Origin of the sequence: Streptomyces sp. NPDC000983 (genome assembly GCF_040299205.1) — a bacterium.
GTDB lineage: Bacteria > Actinomycetota > Actinomycetes > Streptomycetales > Streptomycetaceae > Streptomyces.
The window spans coordinates 101,932-124,002 of the sequence record NZ_JBEPBM010000006.1 but is presented as its reverse complement, the minus strand read 5'-3'; the positions used below and the strand labels follow the sequence as shown (position 1 = coordinate 124,002).

General features: G+C 74.5%; 19 protein-coding genes and 1 pseudogene. 15 read left to right on the top strand and 5 right to left on the bottom strand.

Annotation, left to right across the window (positions count from 1 at the left end; genetic code table 11):
* Positions 1–7: 7 nt before the first annotated feature.
* Together ABT296_RS09055 and ABT296_RS09050 are read right to left on the bottom strand one after the other, a co-directional pair.
* Positions 8–829 carry a methyltransferase domain-containing protein gene (locus ABT296_RS09055; RefSeq protein ID WP_351924863.1) on the bottom strand — a complete coding sequence of 274 codons (822 nt, stop codon included), beginning with the start codon at positions 827–829 and terminating at the stop codon, positions 8–10.
* A 91-nt stretch (positions 830–920) separates the two neighbouring features.
* On the bottom strand, positions 921–2,414 hold the full coding sequence (locus ABT296_RS09050; protein WP_351924861.1) for a bifunctional phosphatase PAP2/diacylglycerol kinase family protein: 1,494 nt from the start codon (positions 2,412–2,414) through the stop codon (positions 921–923).
* Between the two features lie 62 nt (positions 2,415–2,476).
* Here ABT296_RS09050 and ABT296_RS09045 point away from each other — a divergent pair, with 62 nt between their 5' ends.
* The 3 genes from ABT296_RS09045 (at position 2,477) to ABT296_RS09035 (ending at position 5,191) form a co-directional block, all read left to right on the top strand.
* Positions 2,477–3,133, top strand: coding sequence for a histidine phosphatase family protein (locus tag ABT296_RS09045; protein WP_351924859.1), 657 nt, complete (start codon positions 2,477–2,479; stop codon positions 3,131–3,133).
* A gap of 42 nt (positions 3,134–3,175) precedes the next feature.
* Positions 3,176–4,795, top strand: a complete 1,620-nt coding sequence (locus ABT296_RS09040; protein WP_351924857.1) for an ABC-F family ATP-binding cassette domain-containing protein — start codon at positions 3,176–3,178, stop codon at positions 4,793–4,795.
* 153 nt (positions 4,796–4,948) lie between these two features.
* Positions 4,949–5,191 carry a DUF6158 family protein gene (locus tag ABT296_RS09035; RefSeq protein ID WP_351924855.1) on the top strand — a complete coding sequence of 81 codons (243 nt, stop codon included), beginning with the start codon at positions 4,949–4,951 and terminating at the stop codon, positions 5,189–5,191.
* Between the two features lie 91 nt (positions 5,192–5,282).
* Here the strand turns inward: ABT296_RS09035 and ABT296_RS09030 are convergent, their stop codons facing one another.
* Positions 5,283–5,669 (bottom strand): DUF2795 domain-containing protein, encoded by a 387-nt coding sequence (locus ABT296_RS09030; RefSeq protein WP_351924853.1) that lies wholly within the window; start codon positions 5,667–5,669, stop codon positions 5,283–5,285.
* Positions 5,670–5,895: 226 nt separating this feature from the next.
* Between ABT296_RS09030 and ABT296_RS09025 the strand changes: the two genes are divergently transcribed.
* The 4 genes from ABT296_RS09025 (at position 5,896) to ABT296_RS09010 (ending at position 10,163) form a co-directional block, all read left to right on the top strand.
* Positions 5,896–6,687, top strand: a complete 792-nt coding sequence (locus ABT296_RS09025) for an RNA polymerase sigma factor SigF (RefSeq protein ID WP_351924851.1) — start codon at positions 5,896–5,898, stop codon at positions 6,685–6,687.
* A 519-nt stretch (positions 6,688–7,206) separates the two neighbouring features.
* Positions 7,207–7,815, top strand: a complete 609-nt coding sequence (locus ABT296_RS09020) for a hypothetical protein (RefSeq protein ID WP_351924849.1) — start codon at positions 7,207–7,209, stop codon at positions 7,813–7,815.
* A 54-nt stretch (positions 7,816–7,869) separates the two neighbouring features.
* Positions 7,870–9,117 carry an aminotransferase class I/II-fold pyridoxal phosphate-dependent enzyme gene (locus ABT296_RS09015; RefSeq protein ID WP_351924848.1) on the top strand — a complete coding sequence of 416 codons (1,248 nt, stop codon included), beginning with the start codon at positions 7,870–7,872 and terminating at the stop codon, positions 9,115–9,117.
* Positions 9,114–10,163, top strand: coding sequence for an MBL fold metallo-hydrolase (locus tag ABT296_RS09010; protein WP_351924846.1), 1,050 nt, complete (start codon positions 9,114–9,116; stop codon positions 10,161–10,163). Before ABT296_RS09015 ends, ABT296_RS09010 begins: the two co-directional genes overlap by 4 nt.
* 49 nt (positions 10,164–10,212) lie before the next feature.
* Here ABT296_RS09010 and ABT296_RS09005 read toward each other — a convergent pair whose 3' ends face one another.
* Entirely contained in the window at positions 10,213–10,833 is a 621-nt protein-coding gene (locus ABT296_RS09005; protein WP_351924844.1) for a DedA family protein, read from the bottom strand.
* Positions 10,830–11,603, bottom strand: coding sequence for an MBL fold metallo-hydrolase (locus tag ABT296_RS09000; RefSeq protein ID WP_351924842.1), 774 nt, complete (start codon positions 11,601–11,603; stop codon positions 10,830–10,832). Before ABT296_RS09000 ends, ABT296_RS09005 begins: the two co-directional genes overlap by 4 nt.
* 85 nt (positions 11,604–11,688) lie before the next feature.
* On the opposite strand from ABT296_RS09000, the gene ABT296_RS08995 reads away from it, so the two are divergent.
* The 8 genes and pseudogenes from ABT296_RS08995 to dnaK all read left to right on the top strand — a co-directional run bounded on the left by ABT296_RS08995 (position 11,689) and on the right by dnaK (position 22,070).
* Positions 11,689–12,090: a hypothetical protein gene (locus ABT296_RS08995; protein WP_351924840.1), complete on the top strand. Its 402-nt coding sequence runs from the start codon at positions 11,689–11,691 to the stop codon at positions 12,088–12,090.
* A gap of 298 nt (positions 12,091–12,388) precedes the next feature.
* Entirely contained in the window at positions 12,389–14,458 is a 2,070-nt protein-coding gene (locus ABT296_RS08990; RefSeq protein ID WP_502977209.1) for an alkaline phosphatase family protein, read from the top strand.
* Positions 14,459–14,538: 80 nt separating this feature from the next.
* Complete coding sequence (locus ABT296_RS08985) at positions 14,539–15,600, top strand: ATP-binding protein (protein WP_351924836.1); 1,062 nt, start codon at positions 14,539–14,541, stop codon at positions 15,598–15,600.
* The gene (locus ABT296_RS08980) at positions 15,597–17,387 is read left to right on the top strand and encodes a vWA domain-containing protein (RefSeq protein ID WP_502977208.1); all 1,791 of its coding nucleotides are present in this window, start codon (positions 15,597–15,599) and stop codon (positions 17,385–17,387) included. The genes ABT296_RS08985 and ABT296_RS08980 overlap by 4 nt, the downstream gene beginning before the upstream one ends.
* A gap of 60 nt (positions 17,388–17,447) precedes the next feature.
* Positions 17,448–17,873 carry an OsmC family protein gene (locus tag ABT296_RS08975; RefSeq protein ID WP_351924834.1) on the top strand — a complete coding sequence of 142 codons (426 nt, stop codon included), beginning with the start codon at positions 17,448–17,450 and terminating at the stop codon, positions 17,871–17,873.
* Between the two features lie 100 nt (positions 17,874–17,973).
* On the top strand, positions 17,974–19,347 hold the full coding sequence (locus ABT296_RS08970; RefSeq protein WP_351924832.1) for a magnesium transporter CorA family protein: 1,374 nt from the start codon (positions 17,974–17,976) through the stop codon (positions 19,345–19,347).
* Positions 19,348–19,353: 6 nt separating this feature from the next.
* Positions 19,354–20,103, top strand: coding sequence for a glycerophosphodiester phosphodiesterase family protein (locus ABT296_RS08965; protein WP_351924830.1), 750 nt, complete (start codon positions 19,354–19,356; stop codon positions 20,101–20,103).
* Positions 20,104–20,199: 96 nt separating this feature from the next.
* A pseudogene (dnaK, locus tag ABT296_RS08960) lies at positions 20,200–22,070 on the top strand (molecular chaperone DnaK).
* Position 22,071: the final 1 nt, after the last annotated feature.

Below are 22,071 nucleotides of genomic sequence, written 5' to 3'. Positions count from 1 at the left end.
CCTGACTTCATCCTTCCTTCCGGCACAGAATTTCTCCGTGCAGGACGGAGAACCAGCCGTCCTCGCGCCCGCCCCACTCCCGCCAGGCCGCCGCGACCTCCCGCAGCCGCTCCACGGTGGCGTGTCCGCCCTCGACGGCCCGGTCCGCGTAGGCCGAGGCCAGCGTGCGGTCCGCCCACAGTCCGCTCCACCAGGCCCGCTCCTCGGCGGTGGCGAAGGTCCAGGTCGCGGAGGTGGCGGTGATGTCGGTCAGACCCGCCCGCAGCGCCCAGGACTTCAGCCGCCGCCCGGCGTCCGGCTCGCCCCCGTTGGCGCGGGCCACCCGGTGGTACAGGTCCAGCCAGTCGTCCATGCCCGGGGACGCCGGGTACCAGGTCATGGCCGCGTAGTCCGAGTCGCGGACCGCGATCAGGCCGCCCGGCCGGGTCACCCGGCGCATCTCGCTCAGCGCCCGCACCGGGTCGCCGACGTGCTGGAGCACCTGGTGCGCGTGGACCACGCAGAAGGTGTCGTCCGGGTAGTCCAGCGCGTGCACGTCGACCACCGCGAAGTCGACGTTGTCCAGGCCCCGTTCGGCGGCCGTGGCGCGCGCCCGGTCCAGGATGTCCGGGGCCCGGTCGACGCCGGTGACCCGGCCGTCCGGGACCAGGGCGGCCAGGTCGGCGGTGATGGTGCCCGGACCGCAGCCGATGTCCAGCACCCGCATGTGCGGCTTGAGCGAATCCAGCAGGTAGGCCGCCGAGTTGGCGGCGGTGCGCCAGGTGTGCGAGCGCAGCACCGACTCGTGGTGCCCATGGGTGTACACGGCGGTCTCACGCGGCTTCGGCATGGCGTTCCCCTCGTCCGGTCGTCGTGGCGTCACCGTACGCCCGCCCGCCGAATAGTGAGACCCGCGTTTTGAATGGTGGACTGACGGACCGTCAGTGAGAGGGCAGCGGCCGGTACACCGTCAGGGCCTCCGCCTGCTTCTCCAGCGTCACCTCGCCCTCCACCTCGATGACTTCACCGTCGTACGCGAGCAGCGCGCCCGGCGCGACATCGGTCACCAGCAACCGGCCGACCTGCACCGCCGCGTGGACGGGGGAGCGGGTCAGCGGGCCCGCCAAGGCCGCCGCGAGCAGCCGGACCGCGGGACGGCGGCCGCCGTGCACCACCCGCACGTCCAGCACTCCGTCCGCGAGGTCGACCCGGCGGCCCGGGGCCAGCCCCATCCGGTGGTAGGTGCCGTTCCCGGCGAACAGCAGCCACAACGGCCGGGTGGAACGGCCGATCCGGGCCTGGAGGGGATGCCGGTCGGTGCGCAGGACGCGCAGCGTGGCGAGCACCCCGGCCGGCCAGCCGCCGATCCGGTGCGCCCAGCGGTCCCGTTCGCGCACCAGCTCCGGATACACGCCCAGACTGCAGGTGTTGAGGAACACCCCCCGCCGCTCGCCCGAGCGGAACCGGCCCACGTCCACCCGCACCGCGTGACCGTGCGTCAGCGCCCGGGCCAGATCCCGCGCGTCCTCCACCCCCAGGTCGTACGCGAAGTGATTGAGCGTGCCGCCCGGCAGGACCGCCAGCGGCAGCCCGTGCCGCAGCGCCGCCTCGGCCGCCGCGTTCACCGTGCCGTCGCCGCCGCACACCCCGAGCACCCGGGCCCGCCCCGCCGCGCTCTCCAGCTCCCGCCGCAGCTCGCCGGGACCGCACTCCACCAGCTCCGCCGCCGGCAGCTCGTCCAGCAGGGCACCCGCCCGGGCCGCCGAGCCCGAGGAGGTGTTCACCACCAGCACCAGACCCTCGCCCGTGGGCAGCAGCGGGACCTCCGCGCGCGGCCGGGGCGGCGGGGTCAGCTGGGCCCGGGTGGGCACCAGACCGCGCACCGCGAACGCGGCACCCGCGCCGAAGGCCGCGCCCACCAGCACGTCGCTCGGGAAGTGCACCCCCGTGTAGACCCGGGACAGCGCCACGGACCAGGCCACCGGCGCCACCACCGCCCCCCAGGCCGGCGACTCCAGCGCGACCCCCGCCGCGAACGCCGCCGCCGACGCGGAGTGCCCCGACGGGAACGAGGTGGTGATCGGCTGCCGCTTCAGCTGCCGCGCCAGCGGCACCGGGTCCAGCACCGGCCGCGGCCGGCGCACCGAACGCTTGCCGAGGGTGTTGATGGTCAGCGAGGCCAGACCGAGCGAGGCCAGCCCGCGCGCGGCGGCCCGGCGGGCCCGCGGTGTACGGCTCGCCGCGATCACCGCGCCGGCCGCGAACCACAGCACCCCGTGGTTGGCGCTCCGGCTCAGCCGGGGCAGCACCCGCTCGGCGCCGGGCCAGTGCCGCTCGGCGGCGAACTCGAACAGCCGGGAGTCGAGGGCGAGCAGCCGGTCGCGCAGCACATGGCGGCCTGGTGTGGGCAGAGTGAGATCGACATCTGGGCTCATGGGGTCATGAGTACCCTGAAGTGGCCGCTCCTTGTCCGGTCCCGTCCCCCGGAGGGCCCTGTATGCGCCTGCTCCTCGTCCGCCACGGCCAGACCCCCACGAACCTCGACTACCTGCTGGACACCGCCGTCCCGGGTCCGGGTCTGACCGAGCTCGGCGAGGCGCAGGCGGCCGCGCTGCCCGAGGCCCTCGCCGACGAGGACATCGAGGCGATCTACGTCTCCACCCTGCTGCGCACCCGGCTCACCGCCGCCCCGCTGGCCGCCGCCCGCGGACTGGACATGCTGGTCCGCGACGGCATCCGGGAGATCACCGCGGGCGACCTGGAGATGCTCCCCGGCGACTCCCCGCGGGGCGAGCTGTACATGCGGACCGCCTTCTCCTGGGCGGCCGGCGAGACGGGGCTGCGGATGCCCGGCGGGGAGAACGGCGAGGAGGTGCTCGGCCGGTTCGACGAGGTGGTCGCGGAGGCCGCCCGCAGCGGCGCCCGCACCGTCGTGATGGTCAGCCACGGCGCCGTGATCCGGACCTGGACCGCGGCCCGCGCCGACAACGTGGACATCGCCTTCGCCGCCGGGCACCGGCTGGCCAACACCGGGGTGGTGGTCCTGGAGGGCTCTCCGGCCGACGGATTCAAGGCGCTGTCGTGGGCGGGCGCGAGCGTGGCGCCCGCGGGCGGCAGCGGTCCGGCGGGCGAACCGCTTCAGCGGCCCGAATAACGGTTTGGCCGCGGCGCCCGGCGGACCGCAGAATGCCGTTCCATGGGACATCTGGAAGCAGCACACCTCGAGTACTACCTCCCCGACGGCAGGGCGCTGCTCGGTGATGTCTCCTTCCGGGTGGGCGAGGGGTCCGTGATGGCCCTGGTCGGCCCCAACGGCGCCGGCAAGACGACCCTGCTGCGGCTGATCTCCGGCGAGCTGAAACCGCACGGCGGCTCGGTCACCGTGACCGGCGGCCTCGGGGTGATGCGCCAGTTCGTGGGGTCGGTACGGGACGAGACGACCGTACGGGACCTGCTGGTCTCCGTCGCGCCGCCCCGCATCCAGGAGGCGGCCCGAGCGGTCGACACCGCCGAGCACGCGATGATGACGGTCGACGACGAGGCCGCCCAGCTGAAGTACGCGCAGGCGCTCGCCGACTGGGCCGAGGTGCGCGGGTACGAGGCCGAGACCCTGTGGGACATGTGCACCACGGCCGCGCTGGGCGTGTCCTACGAGAAGGCGCAGTGGCGGAAGGTGAGCACCCTGTCCGGCGGTGAGCAGAAGCGGCTGGTCCTGGAGGCCCTGCTGCGCGGCACCGACCAGGTGCTGCTCCTCGACGAGCCGGACAACTACCTCGACGTGCCCGGCAAGCGCTGGCTGGAGGAGCGGCTGCGGGAGACCCGCAAGACGGTCCTGTTCGTCTCCCACGACCGGGAGCTCCTCGCCCGCGCCGCGCAGAAGATCGTCTCCGTGGAGCCCTCGCCGACCGGGGCGGACGCCTGGGTGCACGGCGGCGGCTTCGCCACCTACCACGAGGCCCGCCGGGAGCGCTTCGCCCGCTTCGAGGAGCTGCGGCGCCGCTGGGACGAGAAGCACGCGCAGCTGAAGAAGCTGGTCCTCAACCTCCGCCAGGCGGCCGCGGTCAGCCACGAGATGGCGTCCCGCTACGCCGCCGCCCAGACCCGCCTGCGCAAGTTCGAGGAGGCCGGCCCGCCGCCCGAGCCGCCGCGCGAGCAGGACATCCGGATGCGCCTGAAGGGCGGCCGGACCGGCGTCCGCGCGGTCACCTGCGCCGACCTGGAGCTGACCGGCCTGATGAAGCCGTTCTCGCTGGAGGTCTTCTACGGCGAACGGGTCGCCGTGCTCGGCTCCAACGGCTCGGGCAAGTCGCACTTCCTCCGACTGCTCGCCGGGGAGGACGTGGCCCACACCGGCCAGTGGAAGCTGGGCGCCCGGGTCGTCCCCGGACACTTCGCGCAGACCCACGCGCACCCCGAGCTGACCGGCCGCACCCTGCTGGACATCCTGTGGACGGAGCACTCCCAGGACCGGGGCGCCGCGATGTCCCGGCTGCGCCGCTACGAGCTGACCCAGCAGGCCGAACAGACCTTCGACCGGCTCTCCGGCGGCCAGCAGGCCCGCTTCCAGATCCTGCTGCTGGAGCTGGAGGGCGTGACGGCCCTGCTGCTCGACGAGCCCACGGACAACCTCGACCTGGAGTCGGCCGAGGCACTCCAGGAGGGCCTGGAGGCCTTCGAGGGCACGGTCCTCGCCGTGACCCACGACCGCTGGTTCGCTCGCGCGTTCGACCGCTATCTGGTCTTCGGCTCCGACGGCCGGGTCCGGGAGACCCCGGAGCCGGTCTGGGACGAGCGCCGCGTGGAACGGGCCCGATAGCGCGGGGGTCCATGGTGCGGGGCCCGAAAGGGCCCGTCCGGCGGGATGTTCGTACAGTGGAGGCAGAGGCGTAGGCCGCGGCCCTCCCGGGCGGCGCACGGGGCGCCGCCCGGCCCGGACCGCGCGCACGGACACGACGAGCGGGGCACCACCATGACCGGAGTCGACCCCAGCCGGCTGGACGACCAGCAGCTCATGAAGGAGCTGGAGACCATCCACCGCACGCGTCACGACGCGCTCCTGTACGGCTCGAACGACGCCCTGCGAGCGCACAACGAACGCATGGCCCGGCTGGAGGGCGAGTACCTCCGCCGCAATCCGCGCCGACTCGTCTCCGCGGGCCGCACCCGCGACGGGGCCCGGGAACGGGGCTGCGGTCCGGCCCCGGACGCCTGAGTCACTGGGCTGCGGTCCGGCCCCGGACGCCCGAGCGCGGGAACCGCCGCACCCCGGGCGGGGTGCGGCGGGCCCGGGCCACTCCTCTCGGCTACCGGCGCCGGTTGCGTTCGGTGACGTCCTCGGCGAGTTCCTGCACGGTGCTGTAGCGCGCCGACCGGGGCAGCCGCTCCACGGACTCCACCAGGCCGTCCGGCGCGTACCCACGGCGCATCGTGCCCGCCAGCTCGCTCGGGCCCGCCGGGAACCGGCCGCGGCCCAGGAACCGGGAGAGCGCCTGCCGCACCGCCGGCAGGGAGGCCGCGGCCGTCCCCGGCGCCACCGGACCGCCCGCCACCGGCGGGTCGTCGTCGGCGGTCGGCTCGGGGTCGTGCCACTCCTCGGTCCGCGTCGGGTGACCGGACCTGAGCAGGCCCTGGAGTTCGTGCTTCATCTCGTCGTCGCGCCGGACGTTCAGCCGGTCACTGCCTCGCTGCATGACTCCCTCCAGATCTTCGCGGGTGCGCACCGCGTACCCGGACGGCGGCGGACGACACGGTGTTTGCCCCACGGGACCCGGGGCAGGCGCACTGTCAGTGCTTCGGACAGGAGGCACGTCCGTGGGAGCGGCGTCACGCCGCCACGGCCGCGCTCCGTCCGGCCCCGGCACGTCCTCCCACGGTGACCGCCCCACCCGAGCACCGAACCGAGGGAGCTGCGACGCAATGCCCACCCGAGTGAGCGCGAAGCACCACCCGCACGACGACGCCCCCGACACCGCCGAGGCGTTCCGCAGGCTCGCCGCCCTGCCCCCCGGGCAGGAGCGGGACACCCTGCGCGACCAGGTCGTCGAGGCCTGGCTGCCCATGGCCGACCGGCTCGCGGGACGATTCCGCAGCCGCGGCGAGAGCCTGGAGGACCTCCGGCAGGTCGCGGCCCTCGGCCTGGTCAAGGCCGTCGACCGCTACGACCCCGACCTCGGCAACGCCTTCGAGAGCTACGCCGTGCCCACCATCACCGGTGAGATCAAGCGGCACTTCCGCGACCACATGTGGACCCTGCACGTCCCGCGCCGGGTCCAGGACCTGCGCAACCGCGTACGGTTCGCCCTCCAGGACCTCCAGAGCGTCTCGGGCCGCCGGCCCACGAACGCGGAGATCGCCGAGCACGCCGCCATGAGCGAGGCCGACGTCAAGGCCGGCCTGGAGGCGCTGGAGAGCTTCACCGCGCTGTCCCTGGACGCCGAACTGCCCGGCAGCGAGGACGGCTACTCCCTGAGCGACGCCCTGGGCTCCGCCGACCCCGCGCTGGACACCGTCGTGGACCGGGAGGCCGTCAGGGCCCGGCTGGCCGCGCTGCCCGAGCGCGAGCGGGCCATCCTCTACATGCGGTTCTTCGGCGACATGACGCAGAGCCGGATCGCCGAGCAGCTCGGCATCTCGCAGATGCACGTGTCCCGGCTCATCAGCCGCTGCTGCGGCCGAGTCCGCGAACAGGTCCTCCGGGACGCCGCGTAGCGGCACGGGGCCTGCGCGCGAAGGTGCCGACCGGGGTGCCGGGCCGCCGTGTGGCCGTGCGGGCCGGGGTGCCGGAACTCCGTACGGCCGTGCGGGCCGCGGTGCTGGACCTGCGTGCGGCCGTACGGGCCGGGGTGCCGGATTTCTGCGCGGTCGTACGGACCGGGGGCCGGACCTCCGTGTGGTCGTACCGGCCGCGGTGCCGGAACTCCGTGTGGCTGTGCGGGGCGGTGTGCCTGGTCTCCGTGCGGCCGTACGGGGACGGGTGCCGGGCCTCCGGCCCGCCTGCCGACCGGGTCGCCGGACCTCCGTGCGGCCGTGCGGGCCGGAGTGCCGGGCCGCCGTGCGGCCGTACCGGCCCGCGGGGGCGAACCTCCGCCGCGCGGGGTTTCACTCGCACGGGCGGCTTTCGTGCCGCCAATGGTGTCCGGCCGCGCGCGGCCGGGGCCGGGGCGGGCTGTGATGGCTGCGGGGCGCGCGTCGGCGCGTCCGGCAGCCGTCGGCCGAAGGAGCCGCGCCATGCACCGCAGCGTCCGTGTCCTGTCCGCCCTCGCCCTGGGCGGCGCCGCCGTCGGCTTCGCCGGATCGGCGGCCTTCGCGGAACCGGCCGCCGAGGTCAGCCCCGCGTCCGTGCACCCGGGCGCGAGCGTCACCGTGTCGGTCACCTGCGACCCCCTCGGCGGCGCCGCGCCCGCCACCATGGACGCCACCTCGCAGGCCTTCGAGGAGGGCACCGTCGCCCTGCACAGCACCGGCGACGACGAGAACCCCACCTACCGGGGCACCGCCCGGATCGCGGCCGCCGCCGAACTGGAGGTCGCCGACTCGCTGGGGCCCGACACCGCCTGGACCGTCGACGGGACCTGCCCCGCCGCACCCGGCGGCCAGGGCAGGCCGTGGAGCGCCACCCTCACCGTCACCAAGGGCGGCGGCTCCACCGCGCGGCCCTGCACCGCCGAGGAACACCGGGAGTCCTGCCCGAGCGCGGTCGTCCAGCGCGGCGTCCACGCCGGGCAGGGCGGCACGTTCGCCGACTCGGTGCCCGCGCTGGTGGCCGGCGGCCTGCTCGTCGCGGGCGCGCTCGGTGGCGCCGTGTACCGGCTGTGGCGCAGGTCCCCGGCCGGGTAGGGCCCGCGCGGGCCCGTGTCGATTCGACCGTACGCACCAGCGGAGGGAGTCAGGGTGGCGCGCAGGGTTCCCGAGAGCCACGGCCCCGTCCGGTACGGGCCACCGCTGCCCGGGGACGGGCTGCCCGTACTGCCCGCACTGGCCGCCGTGCTCGCCGCCGCGGCCGACCGGGCCGAGAGCGAACCCGTCGGTGGCGGGCCGGCCCTGCTCGACGCGGCCCGCGGCCACTGGGAGCGGCGCGGACTGCCCGCGGCGCCCGATCGGGTGGTCGCCGCCCCCGGCGCCCCCGCCCTGCTGCTCGCGCTGACCGCCGCGCTCGGCGGCGACGTCCTGGTGCCCCGGCCCTGCGCGGCCTGGTGGGGGCCGTACGCGCGCCTGTTGGGAAGACCCGTCTTCCACGTCGGCACCCCGGCCGAGTGCGGCGGGGTGCCGGACCCGTACGCCCTGCTGGAGACCGTGCGACGGGTCCGCGCCGAGGGCGGCGACCCACGCCTGCTGGTGCTGTCCGTCGCCGACGACCCCACCGCCACCGTGGCGCCCCCCGAACTGCTGCACGAGACCGTCGAGGCCGCCGCGGCCGAGGGGCTGCACCTGGTCAGCGACGAGACCTGGCGCGACACCCGGCACGCCGCCCACGACTCCGTGCTGCTCAGCCCCGCCGAGATGCTCCCCGAGCACGTCACCGTCGTCACCGACCTGGCCGGCGCCCTGCTGCCGCCGGGCTGGCCGGCCGCCGTAGCGAGGTTCCCCGCCGGCGAGGCCGGACAGGGCCTGTACGCGCGCGTTCTGGACGTGCTCACCGCACTCGGCGCCCGCGTCGCCGGCCCGGTCGCCTCCGCCGCCGGGTACGCCCTCTCCGAACCCGAGCCGGTCACCACCCGCCGGGCCGCCGCCGTCGGCCTGCACGCGCGCATGGCCGCCGCCCTGCACGCGGCCGTCGTCGACGCGGGCGCCCTCGCCCGCCCGCCGCGGGCCGGCCGCCACCTCTACGTGGACCTCGCACCCCTGCGCGACCCGCTCGCCGCGCACGGCGTCGGCGACGCCCAGGACCTGGAGGATTTCCTCACCGCCCGGCTCGGCATGCCCGCCCCCGGCGGCCACCGCTTCGGCGACGACCTCGCCGCACCCCGCGTACGGCTGTCCACCGGGGACATGCTGGGCGGCACCGACGAGGACCGGGCCGCCGCCCTCTACGCCCCCGCACCACTGGAACTTCCCCATGTGCAGGCCGCGTTGACCCGCGTGCGCTCGGTCTTCGGCGAACTCCGCGACGACGCCCGGCGAGGGGAGCCCCCGAGGTGACGCAGCAGTCCGAGTCGCGGGCGACGGGAGTCGGCCGCCCGGGACCCGAGACGCCGTCCCCACCGCTCGCCGAACCCCGTCCGCTCGGCGAACACCGGGTGTGGCCGCGGACGTTCCACGACCGGCTCACCGCACCCCTGCCCGGACTCAAGGCCATCGCCCGGTTCGCCCGCGAGGGTTCCGTACGCCCCGGCCCCGGCGGTCTCGCCGACATCCCGCTGGTGCCCTACGAACCCGCCCCGCCGCCCCGCGTCGACGCCCGGACCGTCGCCGTCTCCTGGGCGGGACACGCCAGTTGGGTCATCGCCCTCGGCGGGCTCACCGTCCTGACCGACCCCGTCTGGTCCCGTCGGATCATCGGCACACCCGCGCGGATCACCCCCGTCGGCATCGACTGGGCGGCCCTCCCGCCGGTGGACGCGGTCGTCATCAGCCACAACCACTACGACCACCTCGACGCCCCCACCCTGCGCCTGCTCCCGCGCGACACACCGGTGTTCGTCCCGGCCGGCCTCGCCCACTGGTTCCGTCGCCGCCGGTTCACCACCGTCACCGAACTCGACTGGTGGGAGGCGGCCGAACTGCGCGGCGTCCGCCTCGACTTCGTCCCCGCCCACCACTGGTCCCGGCGCGGCCTCACCGACACCTGCCGCAGCCTGTGGGGCGGTTGGGTCCTCACGGCCCCCGACGGGCGCCGCGTCCACTTCGCCGGCGACACCGGATACGGCCACTGGTTCGCCCGCATCGGCCGCCGCCACCCCGGGATCGACCTCACCCTGATGCCGGTCGGCGCCTACGACCCCCGCTGGTGGCTGAGCGACGTGCACTGCGACCCGGAGGAGGCGGTCCGAGCCGTACGCGACCTGGGCGCGCGCCGGATGGCCCCCATGCACTGGGGCACCTTCGTCCTGTCGGCGGAGCCGGTCCTGGAACCCCTCATCAGGGTGCGGGCGGCCTGGAAGCGGGCGGGACTGGACCGCGCCGACCTGTGGGACCTGCCGGTGGGGGGCTCCAGGATCCTGGAGCCGGCCTACGACCGGCGCTGACCCGCCCCGCGGGTCGGGCGCGCCTGTCGGGTGGGTTGCGCCCCGGACCTCACCTGGCGGTGCGGATCCGCCGCCACAGGCCGGGCACCACGCTGAGCAGCAGCGTCAGCGCCACCGCCGCGACCACGCCCTCCCACGGCTCCGGGAACAGCGAACCGCCCAGGATCCCGATCAGCTGGTAGGTGACCGCCCAGGCCAGGCACGCGGGCAGGTTGCCGCGCGCGAACCGCCGCAGCGGCCACTCGGCCAGCAGACACGCCAGCATCACCGGCAGCCGGCCTGCCGGCACCAGCCGGGACAGCACCAGCACCGCCACCTCGTGCTCGGCGAGCTTGCCCTGGGCCTGCTCCAGCCGCTCCTCGGGCGCCCGGGACCGGATCGCCCCCAGCCACCGCGACCCGTTCTTCGACCGCAGGCCCCGGCGCCCCAGCCAGTACAGGGTGATGTCCCCGAGGAACGCCGCCACCGACGCCGTCACGAACACCATCGCCAGCGCGAACGGCGCCGTCTGATGGAAGGCCACCACCGCCGCCGTACTCACCAGCGCACCCGTCGGCACCACCGGCACCAGCGCCCCGACCAGCACCAGCACGAACAGCGTCGGATAACCGATCGCCTGCTGCGCGGACTCGGTCGGCGCCGTCGTCGAGGCGGCGGCCAGCCAGCTCACGCGGTCACCTCCAGCCGGACGCTCTCCCCGTGCCCGAGCCGGTGCACGGCGACACCGGGCGCGCGCTCCGCGGCCAGCCGCACGAACTCGTGGCCGGGGGCGTGGAACTCGTGCGGGCGCACCGCGTCCATCCCGATCGGCCAGTACGTGCCGTAGTGCACCGGCACCGCGCTGCGCGGTGCCAGCCGGGCCAGCGCCTCCGCCGCGCGCCCCGCGTCCAGATGCCCCTCGCCGAGGTACGGCCCCCAGCCGCCCACCGGCAGCAGCGCCACGTCGACCGGGCCGACCTCCCGGGCCATCTCGTCGAACAGCCCGGTGTCCCCGGCGAAGTACGTACGGGCCTGCCCCTCGACGACATAGCCGAGCGCGGGGGAGCGGTGCGGTCCCACCGGCAGCCGGCGCCCGTCGTGGCGCGCGTGCACCACGCGCACCCGCAGTGCGCCCACCCGCGTCACATCGCCGGGCCGGACCTCGGTGACCCGCAGACCCGTGAGCCGGCGCAACCCCGGCACGGCACGGAGTGCGCCCCGGGGCACGAGCAGGCGCGTGCCCTGCGCGAGCCGCGCCAGCGAGGGAACGTGCAGGTGGTCGGCGTGCAGATGGGAGACGAGCGCGACGTCCGCACGCCAGGCGTCCGGCGGGGGGAGCTCGCCCCGGCGCCTGCGCAGGTGCGCGAGCCGGCGTGCGAACAGGGGATCGGTGAGCACGCGCACGTTTGAGTCGGTGACCGTGCAGGAGGCGTGTCCCCACCAGGTGATCTCCACGGACACCTCTTTGCCTCCTTCGTGCGACTCCCCCGAAGCCTACGGGCAGGAGTAGTGTCGGCGCCTGAAACCCGGAGGTGAGGGGGACCCCATGGGACCGGTGCGGGTCACGGCGATCGCGAGTCTGACGCCGTTGGAGGAACTGGACGCCGAGCCCTTTCTGGTGGACTCCCGCAGCCAGCACGCGATCTGTGCGCGGTGGGCGGCGGAGCGGGGGTACACGGTCAGCCGGGAGCTGCTGGTGCGGGGGCTTCGGACCGATCACAACGCCCTGTGGGACGGGGTTCGGGCCGGGGTCGATCTGTTCGTGGTGCCGAGTCGGCGGGTGCTGGAGAGTGCGGTGTCCTCCGTGGAGGAGTTCGCGGCGGAGTGTGTGCGGCGGGGGGTGCGGGTGGAGACGGTGGGGTGTGAGGAGCCGCGGTACGACTCGCAGATGAAGGCTCGGGTGCATCGGAGGTTGTCGTTGCCGACGGCGGGGTACGACGGGCGCTGAACCGGGGGTTCTTCTGGGGCCCTGTTGTTCGGGTGCCGGCCGGTGGGGGTTGGTCGCGCGGTTCCCCGCGCCCCTTGAGGGGTTGTTGGTCGGGTGCCGGCCGGTGGGGGCTGGTCGCGCGGTTCCTCGCGCCCCCTAGCGCGGGTGCCGCGCCGTTGGGGCTGGTCGCGCAGTTCCTCGCGCCCCTGGGTGGGTTGGGCGTGCCGTCGGTTGGTGCAGGGGCGGGGGGTCTGGGGTGTGTGACAGGGTGGGGGGAGGTCCGGCTGGGTGTCGGGCCGGGACGTGAGGTGTGCGGGGCGTGCTGGGGCGGCGTTGGCGGCGGGTCGCCAGTCAGGTCGGGCGCAGCGTCACGGTGTGGGCGGTGTCCACGCTCACCATGCTGGTGCTCGCCGGGATCCTGCCGGACTTCCAGCTCCAGTCCCCCGACGGGGACAGCGCCACCCGCATCGCGGTCACCGCCGCGTTCGGCGCCGGCGCCTTCGGTGTGCTGTCGGCCCTCGTCTGGCCCCTGCTGGTGCGGCTGCTGCTCCTGGTGCCCGCGCTCGTCCTCGGCCTGCTGGTCTTCTTCCTCAACGGCGCCCTCCTCCTGGTCGCCCTGCGGCTGAACCCCGCCGAACGCGGCGGCGCCGCCTGGGAGACGGCCGTGGTGGTCGCCGCCGTGATGTCGGCGGTCGCCTCCGCCACCGGCGCCGCCCTCGCCGTACGCGACGACGACGCCTACCGGCGAAGGCTGTACCGCCTCGCCGACCGCAGACGGGGTGCCGGGCCGGCCTGTCCGTCCACCCCGGGCACCGTCTTCCTTCAGCTCGACGGCGTCGGGCACGATCTGCTGCGGGACGCCGTCGCCACCGGGCTGATGCCCACCCTGGCCCGCTGGACCGACCCCGAGCGCCCCACCCACCGCCTCACCCCGTGGCGCACCGACTGGTCCAGCCAGACCGGCGCAAGCCAGCTCGGCATCCTGCACGGCAGCAACCACGACGTACCCGCCTTCCGCTGGTACGAGAAGGACAGCCGGGAAGTGATGGTCTGCAACCGTCCCACCAGCGCCGCCGAACTCCAGCGCCGTGCCGTCGAGGCCCGAGGCGACGGCGGACTGCTCACCCTCGACGGCGCCAGCCGCGGCAACCTGTTCAGCGGCGGCGCCGACGAACAGGCCCTCGTGCTCTCCATCGCCACCCGCCGCCGCAGCCGCGAGAACCGCTCCCGGGCGGGCTACTTCGCCTACTTCTCCGACCCCGCGAACGCGGTCCGCACCGCCCTGTCGTTCTTCGCCGAGGTCGGCCGGGAACTCGGCCAGTCCACCCGCGCCCGGCTGCGCAAGGCCCGCCCCCGGGTCTCCCGCGGCGGCCTGTACCCCTTCGTCCGGGCCTTCGCGACCGTCGTCGAACGGGACGTCGTCGTCGCCGCGGTCATGGGCGACATGCTCGCCGGCCGCACCGCCGTCTACGCCGACCTCGTCGCCTACGACGAGGTCGCCCACCACTCCGGCCCGGCCAGCCGCGACGCCGAGAAGGTCCTCGAACGCCTGGACAGGGCGCTGCGGTTGATCGAGAAGGTCGCCGAACACGCCCCGCGCCCCTACCGGCTCGTCGTCCTGTCCGACCACGGGCAGAGCCCGGGGGAGACCTTCCGCACCCGCTACGGCCTCACCCTCGGCGACCTGGTGCGGGCCGGCTGCGGGCTGCCCGTGCCGCGCCGGGCCCGGCGCACCCACAGCGGGGCCGAGGCCCGCGCCGCCGTACGGGCCGCGCTGCGCATGCCCGGCGACTCGCGCGACGAGCGGCACCGCCCGGACCGCCACTCGGAGCCGATCGTCCTCGCCTCCGGCAACCTCGGCCTGATCTCCTTCCCCGACGTCCCGCACCGGATGACCAAGGAGGAGATCGACGCCCGCCACCCCGCGCTGCTGACCACCCTCGCCAACCACCCGGGCATCGGCTTCCTGCTGGTCCGCAGCGAGCGGCACGGCGGCGTCGTACTCGGCCCGTTCGGCACCGAGATCCCGCTGGACCGGCTCGACCGGGACCCGGGACCCCTCGCCCCCTTCGGCCCCGGTGCCGCCGACGCCGTCCGGCGCACCCACACCTTCCCGCACACCGCCGACATCATGGTCAACTCGATGTACGACCCCGCCGACGGCGAGGTCCTCGCCTTCGAGGAGCAGATCGGCTCCCACGGCGGACTCGGCGGCGCCCAGGGCCTGCCCTTCCTGCTGTCCCCGCTCGCCCTGTCCACGCCGGCCGAGGACGGCACGGAACTCGTCGGCGCCGAGCACGTCCACCGCGTACTGCGCCGCTGGCTGCGCGAGTCCGACGGCCCCCAGGTGCCGGTGGAGCCGACGGCGGAGGAGGAGCGGGCGGCCTGAAAACCGGGTGCGACGAGCGGGCGGTCCGCCCACACTGTTCGGCAGTCGAACTCGCTCGAACACCCTTGAAAGGCTCTGCGTTGCAGGCTGCCGTCACCGTCACCCCCGCCCGTCTGCCCGAACTTCTCCTCGGCCTGGCCACCGTGCGGCCGGTCTTCGTCTGGGGCGCCCCCGGCATCGGGAAGTCCTCCCTGGTGCGGGACTTCGCCGATTCGCTCGGTCTGGAGTGCGTCAGCCTGCTCGGCACCCAGCTCGCCCCCGAGGACCTCATCGGCGTGCCGCAGATCCGCGACGGCCGGTCGGTGTTCTGCCCGCCCGAGACCATCGCCCGCGACGAGCCGTACTGCCTCTTCCTCGACGAACTCAACGCGGCCACCCCGGATGTGCAGAAGGCGTTCTACTCGCTGATCCTCGACCGCCGGATCGGCTCCTACGAGCTGCCCGCGGGGTCCATCGTCATCGGCGCCGGGAACCGCGCCACCGACAACGCCCTCGCCCGGCCGATCGCCTCCGCGCTGGTCAACCGGCTCACCCATGTCCATCTGGAGGCGTCCCCCAAGGACTGGCTGGCCTGGGCGGGCGGCAACGGCATCCACCCCTGGGTGGTGGACCACCTCACCGACCGGCCCGACCACCTGTGGTCCAAGCCGCCCAAGACCGAGGAGCCGTTCTCCACGCCCCGCTCCTGGCACATGCTCTCCGACGCCCTGCACTCCTTCGGCCCCGGCCTGGACGAGGAGACCCTCAAGGTCCTCGCGCACGGCACGCTGACCCCCGCCCACGCGAGCGCCTTCTGCGGCTACGTCAAGATCGTCCGCAGCCGGTTCGGCATCGAGGCGATCATCAAGGGCGACGCCCGCTGGCCCGGCGGCCCGGCCGACCGCGACCTGCTCTACTACCTCGCCGACTCCTTCCGCGGCCGGCTGGTCAAGGAACTGCCCGCCAGCAAGGAGCACATGTCGGCGAACGGCCGCCAGACCGCCTACCGCGCCAAGTCGCTGCTGGTGCAGCTCGCCGAGGTCTCCGTCGAGGTCGCCCAGACCGTGATCGCCTCGGACGCCGACGGCAACCCCGTCCTGCCCGCCTGGTTCCTCGTCGAGGCGGCCCGGGACATGCCGCGGCTGGTGGAGGCCCGCCGGTGAGCCGCACCCGGTCCCGGAAGCGGGACCTCGCGGCGGAGGCGTTCGCCGAGGGCATGCGGCTGGTGCGGGCCAACCCCGCGCTGGCCGCGGTGGAGTTCGACGTCTGCCGCCAGGAGAGCTGCGAACTCGCCCCGCGCGAGGGCCTGGTGCGCGTCTGCTCCGACGCCACCCTGCACGTCCACCCCGACCGGACGGCCGATCCGGCCGCCTGGGCCTGGGCCCTCGCGCACGCCGTCCTCCACCTCGGCTTCGGCCACGTCCCCGCCGCCAAGGGCACCCGCGCCCAGCCGGACGCCTGCGACCTCGCCGCCCGCTGCGCCGTCGTCAACCGCTTCCTGCTCGGCTTCCCCATCGGCCGGACCCCCGAGGAGCTGCCCACCGCCTACCCCGACGGCGACGAGGAACAGCTCGCCGCGCGCTGGCGGCGCGACGGCGTCCCCGCCGCCTACGCCCGCTGCGGCACCGCCGGCGACGAACCCGACCTGCACCTGGTGGAGTGGCACGGCTGGTACGGCAGCCCGCCCGACCACCAGCTCGCCTTCGCCACCGCGCTCACCCGCACGGTGAGCGCGGCGATGGACATGGCCGGCGGCCGCCGCGACAGCCTGGACGGCGACATCGCCCCCAAGCGCCCCTGGCAGCGCGCCCTGAACTGGTTCCTCACCTCCTACCCGCTGCTCGCCGGCGTCGCGGCCGGCATCACCCTGGTCGCCGACGCCGAACTCGCCCGCGCCCACGGCGTCTCCGTCGCCGCCGTCAACGCCGAGGCGGGCGAGATCTACGTCAACCCGCTCGTCGTGCTGGACGACGAGGAGTGGCGGTTCGTCCTCGCCCACGAGATGCTGCACGCCGCCCTGCGCCACGGCGACCGCTGCGGCGGCCGCGACCCCTACCTCTTCAACGTCGCCTGCGACTACGTCATCAACGGCTGGCTGAACGAGATGGACGTCGGCACCATGCCCGAGGGCCTGCTGCACGACGCCTCGCTCGCCGGCCTGTCCGCCGAGGAGGTCTACGACCGCATCGCCGGCGACCTGCGCCGGATGCGGCGCCTGTCCACCCTGCGCGGCAAGGGCGTCGGCGACATCCTCGGCGCCCCGCTATGCCCGCCCGGCGACTACGTCGACCTCGACGAGTTCTACCGGCGCGGCCTGTACCAGGGCCTGGACCTGCACCAGTCGCAGGAACGCGGCTTCCTGCCCGGCGGCCTGGTCGAGGAGATCCGCGCGCTCAGCCACCCCCCGCTGCCCTGGGACGCCCGACTGGCCCGCTGGTTCGACGAGTTCGTGCCCCGGCCCGAGCCGGTGCGCAGCTACTCCCGCCCCGCGCGCCGCCAGGCGTCCACCCCCGACATCCCGCGCGCGGGACGGTACTTCCCGCCCGAGGAGATCGCCCGCTGCACCTTCGGCGTCGTCCTGGACACCTCCGGCTCCATGGACCGGGTCCTGCTCGGCAAGGCGCTCGGCGCCATCGCCTCCTACGCCGGGGCCCGTGACGTACCGGCGGCCCGGGTGGTGTTCTGCGACGCGGCCCCGCACGACGCGGGCTACGTACCGGTCACCGAGATCGCCGGGCGGGTCCGGGTGCACGGCCGCGGCGGCACCGTCCTCCAGCCGGGCATCGATCTCCTGCACCGCGCCGACGACTTCCCGCCCGGCGCACCCGTCCTGGTGATCACCGACGGCTGGTGCGACACCCTGCGGGTGCGGCGCGAGCACGCCTACCTGATCCCGCGCGGAGCACGGCTGCCCTTCAGCCCGCGTGGGCCGGTCTTCCGGGTGAGTTGAGCCGGAGTGTGATCGGATGTCCCCGTAACCCCGAAGCCGGGACACTCGAAAGGAATCACCGTGGCCACCACGCGCTCCGCACACACCGTCTGGGAAGGCAACCTTCTGGAGGGCAGCGGGACCGTCACCTTCGACTCCTCCGGCATCGGCCAGCAGGCGGTCTCGTGGCCGTCGCGCGCCGAGCAGGCGAACGGCAAGACCAGCCCCGAGGAGCTCATCGCCGCCGCCCACTCCAGCTGCTTCTCGATGGCGCTCTCGCACGGACTGGCCGGCGCCGGAACCCCGCCCACCAAGCTCGTCACCTCGGCCGACGTCACCTTCCAGCCGGGTGAGGGCATCACCGGCATCCACCTCACCGTGGAGGGCGAGGTGCCCGGTCTCGACGAGAGCGGCTTCCTCGCCGCGGCCGAGAACGCCAAGGCCAACTGCCCGGTCAGCCAGGCCCTGAAGGCCGTTCCGATCACCCTGGACGCGAAGCTCGCCTGAGCTTCGCGGATCACGGCTCGCGCAGGTCGCCCACCCGGGGCGGCCTGCGCGAGGTCGGTTCGGGGTAGGAGACGGACGCCGATGACTCGGAAGGAACGCGATGGTGACGGGAACCGCCGGCAGTGCGCCGGTGCTTGACTCCGCTGCTCGGGAACTCACGCGCATACTGCTGCTGTTCAGCCTGGGCTGCCGGGTCCGGCCGCCCGGTGACGCGCCGGAGGGCCTGGTCGACCGGTTCCACTTCGGCCGCTTCGAACCCCATCTGGCCTCCGGCGGCGCCGTGTTGCCCGTACCCGTCCTGACCGAGCGCCCCGACCCTGCCGAACTGCGGCTGCCCGGCGACGGCGGCGGACTGGCCCTCGCCTCCGTCGACCTCCTCGTCGTGGCCACCCCGCGCGGCGACGCCACCCTCCTCCTGGACTGCGAGTTCACGGGCGAGACCGATGCCGCCGACGTGGCCGCCTGGCTGGCCACCACCTGCTTCGACCGGGAGCACCTGCGCCTGGGCGACCGCCCCCTGCTGGCGGTCGTGGGCGAACGCCTGGGGCTCGCCGAACCCCTCACCTTCGGCCTGAACGTCCACCAACTCGTCTACCCCGGTGGCCGGTTACGCGAGGAACTGCTCGCCCACGACGACGAACCCGCCCGGCGCGCCCAGCTGAACGGGATCATCTACCGCGGCAAGATGCCCGCCGCCGAGAGGCTCGCCGTCAGTGTGCCGCCCAACCTCAAGAACCAGGGCATCACCCTCTCCGCGCACGGCCGCGGCGTCTCCGTGCAGGCCGGCTGGGCCCCGCACGTCGAGAACGGCCTGGCCGTCGTCGCCCTCGGCATGATCTCCGCGCTGGCCGTGCTCCAGCGCACCCGGCTCGTGGCCTTCGCGATGATGAAGGAGAACGAGCAGGCCCTCATCGACTCGCCCTCCGAGGTCCGCACCCTGATCTCCCGGCTCTCCGACGGCGTCAACGAACTCCAACTGGACCTCGCCTTCGGGGTGGAGGCGTACGTCGACAGCCTGCTGATCCCGGAGATGCTCACCGAGGGCTTCCAGTCCTCGCTGCGCGACACCCTCGGCGTCCGCGACAGCCTGGACAACTCCGCCCGCATGGTGGAGCGGCTCACCTCCGTCATCAACGCCCGCTCCGCCGCCCTGGACGCGGCCCTCGCCGAACGCGACGAACGCCAGAACCGGATCGTCTCCGCGCTGGTCGCCGCGGCCACCCTGATAGCCCTGCCGCCGACCCTGCTGCTCGCCTTCTTCGGCGTCAACGCCACCGACGTCGACGGCGGCCGCTCCATCCTCGACCTCGGCCGGTACGGCACCGCGTACGCGCTGGCCTGGCTGCCCTTCGTCGTCCTCACCGCCACCGGATACCTGCTGCTGCGGAGGGTCGGCCGCCGCCCGGGCACCCTGCTCTCCGCGAACCCGCCGCCCGCACCGGTGCCCGCGCCCCGTACCTCATCAGGGAGTTGACCGCCCATGCCCCTACGACCCGCCGTCTCCGCCCACCGCGGCGGCTCCGAGAACTCCGGCGCCGCCACCTGGGAGGCGTACGAGGACGCACTGCTCAGCGGGGCCGAGTACGTCGAGTTCGACATCCGGCGGACGGCCGACGGGGTCCTCGTCGTCTACCACGACTCACGCGCCGGCCACACCGGACCACCGCTGTCGACGATCACCCATGCCGAGCTGAGCGAACGGGCCGGATACCCGGTGCCGGTCGTCGACGAGGTCATGGCGCTGATCGCGGGCAAGCTCATCGGCCACCTCGACCTCAAGGAGATCGGCCACGAGCGCGAGATCATCGACCGCGCGGTCGCCCTGCTCGGCACCGACGGGTTCGTCGCCACCACCCTGGAGGACCGTTCCGTCGCGGAGATCTCCCGCGCCTTCCCCGGGGTGCGCACCGCCCTGTCGCTGGGCCGCGACCGCGGCGAGATCGGCTGGGCCCGGCTGCCCGGAACCCGGCTCAGCGAGCTGCTGCCCCTGCGCCGGGTACGGGCCTGCGGAGCCGACGGGGTCGCGGTCAACCAGCGGCTCGCCCGCGCGAGCGTGCTGCGGGAGGCCACCCGGCACGGACTGTTCACCATGGTCTGGACCGTCAACGACGACACCCTGATGCGGACCTTCCTCGACCACCCCCGCGTCGACGTCCTGATCACCGACCGGCCCCGGCGCGCCGTGGCGCTGCGCGGCGAGCCCCGCGAGCCGGAGCGCGTGACCGGCTGAGCCCGCGCCCCCGCGCCGGACCCCCGCCCCATTGACAACGGCCCGCCCGGGTTGCGTGCTGGAGTCCGGGACGTGCCCGGGCGGAAGGGGACAGCGATGGGACGTGCGGTCGGTATCGATCTCGGAACCACGAACTCCGTGGTCGCCGTGCTGGAGGGCGGCGAGCCCACGGTCGTCGCCAACGCGGAGGGGGCGCGGACCACCCCGTCGGTGGTGGCGTTCGCCAAGAACGGCGAGGTGCTCGTCGGCGAGGTCGCCAAACGGCAGGCGGTCACCAACGTCGACCGCACCGCCCGCTCGGTCAAGCGCCACATGGGGGACACCGGCTGGCGCTTCCCGCCGGAGGGCTCGATCGACGGCACCCGCTACCGGGCCCAGGAACTCTCCGCCCGGGTGCTGCAGAAACTGAAGCGGGACGCCGAGGCCTACCTCGGCGAGGACGTCACCGACGCCGTGATCACCGTGCCCGCCTACTTCGACGACGCACAGCGGCAGGCCACCAAGGAGGCCGGGGAGATCGCCGGCCTGAACGTGCTGCGCATCGTCAACGAGCCGACCGCCGCCGCCCTCGCCTACGGACTGGACCGGGGCGAGGAGCAGACCGTGCTGGTCTTCGACCTCGGCGGCGGCACCTTCGACGTCTCCCTGCTGGAGATCGGCGACGGCGTCATCGAGGTCAAGGCCACCAACGGCGACACCCGTCTGGGCGGCGACGACTGGGACCAGCGGGTCGTGGAGCACCTGGTGCAGCGGTTCAGGGCGCGGCACGGCATCGACCTCGGCCGCGACCGGATGGCGCTGCAACGGCTGCGCGAGGGAGCCGAGAAGGCCAAGACCGAGCTGTCCGGCTCCTCGGAGACCACCGTCAACCTGCCCTACATCACCGCCTCCGCCGAGGGTCCGCTGCACCTCGACGAGACGCTGAGCCGGGCCCGCTTCCAGGAGCTGACCGCCGATCTGCTGGACCGCTGCACGACCCCCTTCCACCAGGCGGTCAGGGACGCCGGGATCGAACTCGCCGCGGTCGACCATGTGATCCTGGTCGGCGGCTCCACCCGGATGCCCGCCGTCACCGACCTGGTCAAACAGCTGACCGGCCGGGACCCGCACAAGGGGGTGAACCCCGACGAGGTGGTGGCCCTGGGCGCCGCCCTCCAGGCCGGCGTGATCCGTGGCGACGTCAAGGACGTGCTGCTCCTCGACGTCACCCCGCTGTCCCTCGGCATCGAGACCAAGGGCGGCGTGATGACCAGGCTCATCGAACGCAACACCACGATCCCCACCCGCCGTTCGGAGATCTTCACCACGGCCGCCGACAACCAGCGCTCGGTGGGCATCCAGGTCTTCCAGGGCGAGCGGGAGATCGCCGCCCACAACAGGAAGCTCGGCTCTTCGACCTCGCCGGGCTGCCGCCCGCGCCCCGGGGCGTCCCCCAGATCGAGGTCGCGTTCGACATCGACGCCGACGGCATCACCCACGTCTCCGCCAAGGACCTGGCCACCGGCCGGGAACAGCGGATGACCGTCACCGGAGGGTCCGCCCTGGCCAAGGACGACATCGACCGCATGGTCCGCGAGGCCGAACGGTACGCCGAGGAGGACCGGGGCCTGCGCGAGGCCGCCGAGACCCGCAACCGGGCCGAGCAACTCCTCTACCAGACCGAGAGGTTCCTCCGCGAGAACCCCGGCGTCGAGGACACCGTGCCCGATCAGACCCGGGCCGAGGTGGACGCCGCGATCACCGACCTGAAGGGGCTCCTGGAACGCAACGCCGCCACGGGCGAGTTGCGGGCCGGCGTCGAGCGGCTCGCCACCGTCAGCCAGAAGCTGGGGCAGGCCCTGTACGCCCGGGCCGGCCGGCCCCCGACGGAGGACGCCGGTGACCCGGCCGCGCCACCGGACGCCGACGGCGTGGTCGACGCGGAGATCGTCGACGACGGACCGGGCCGCGCGGACGGCGCCGCCTGAC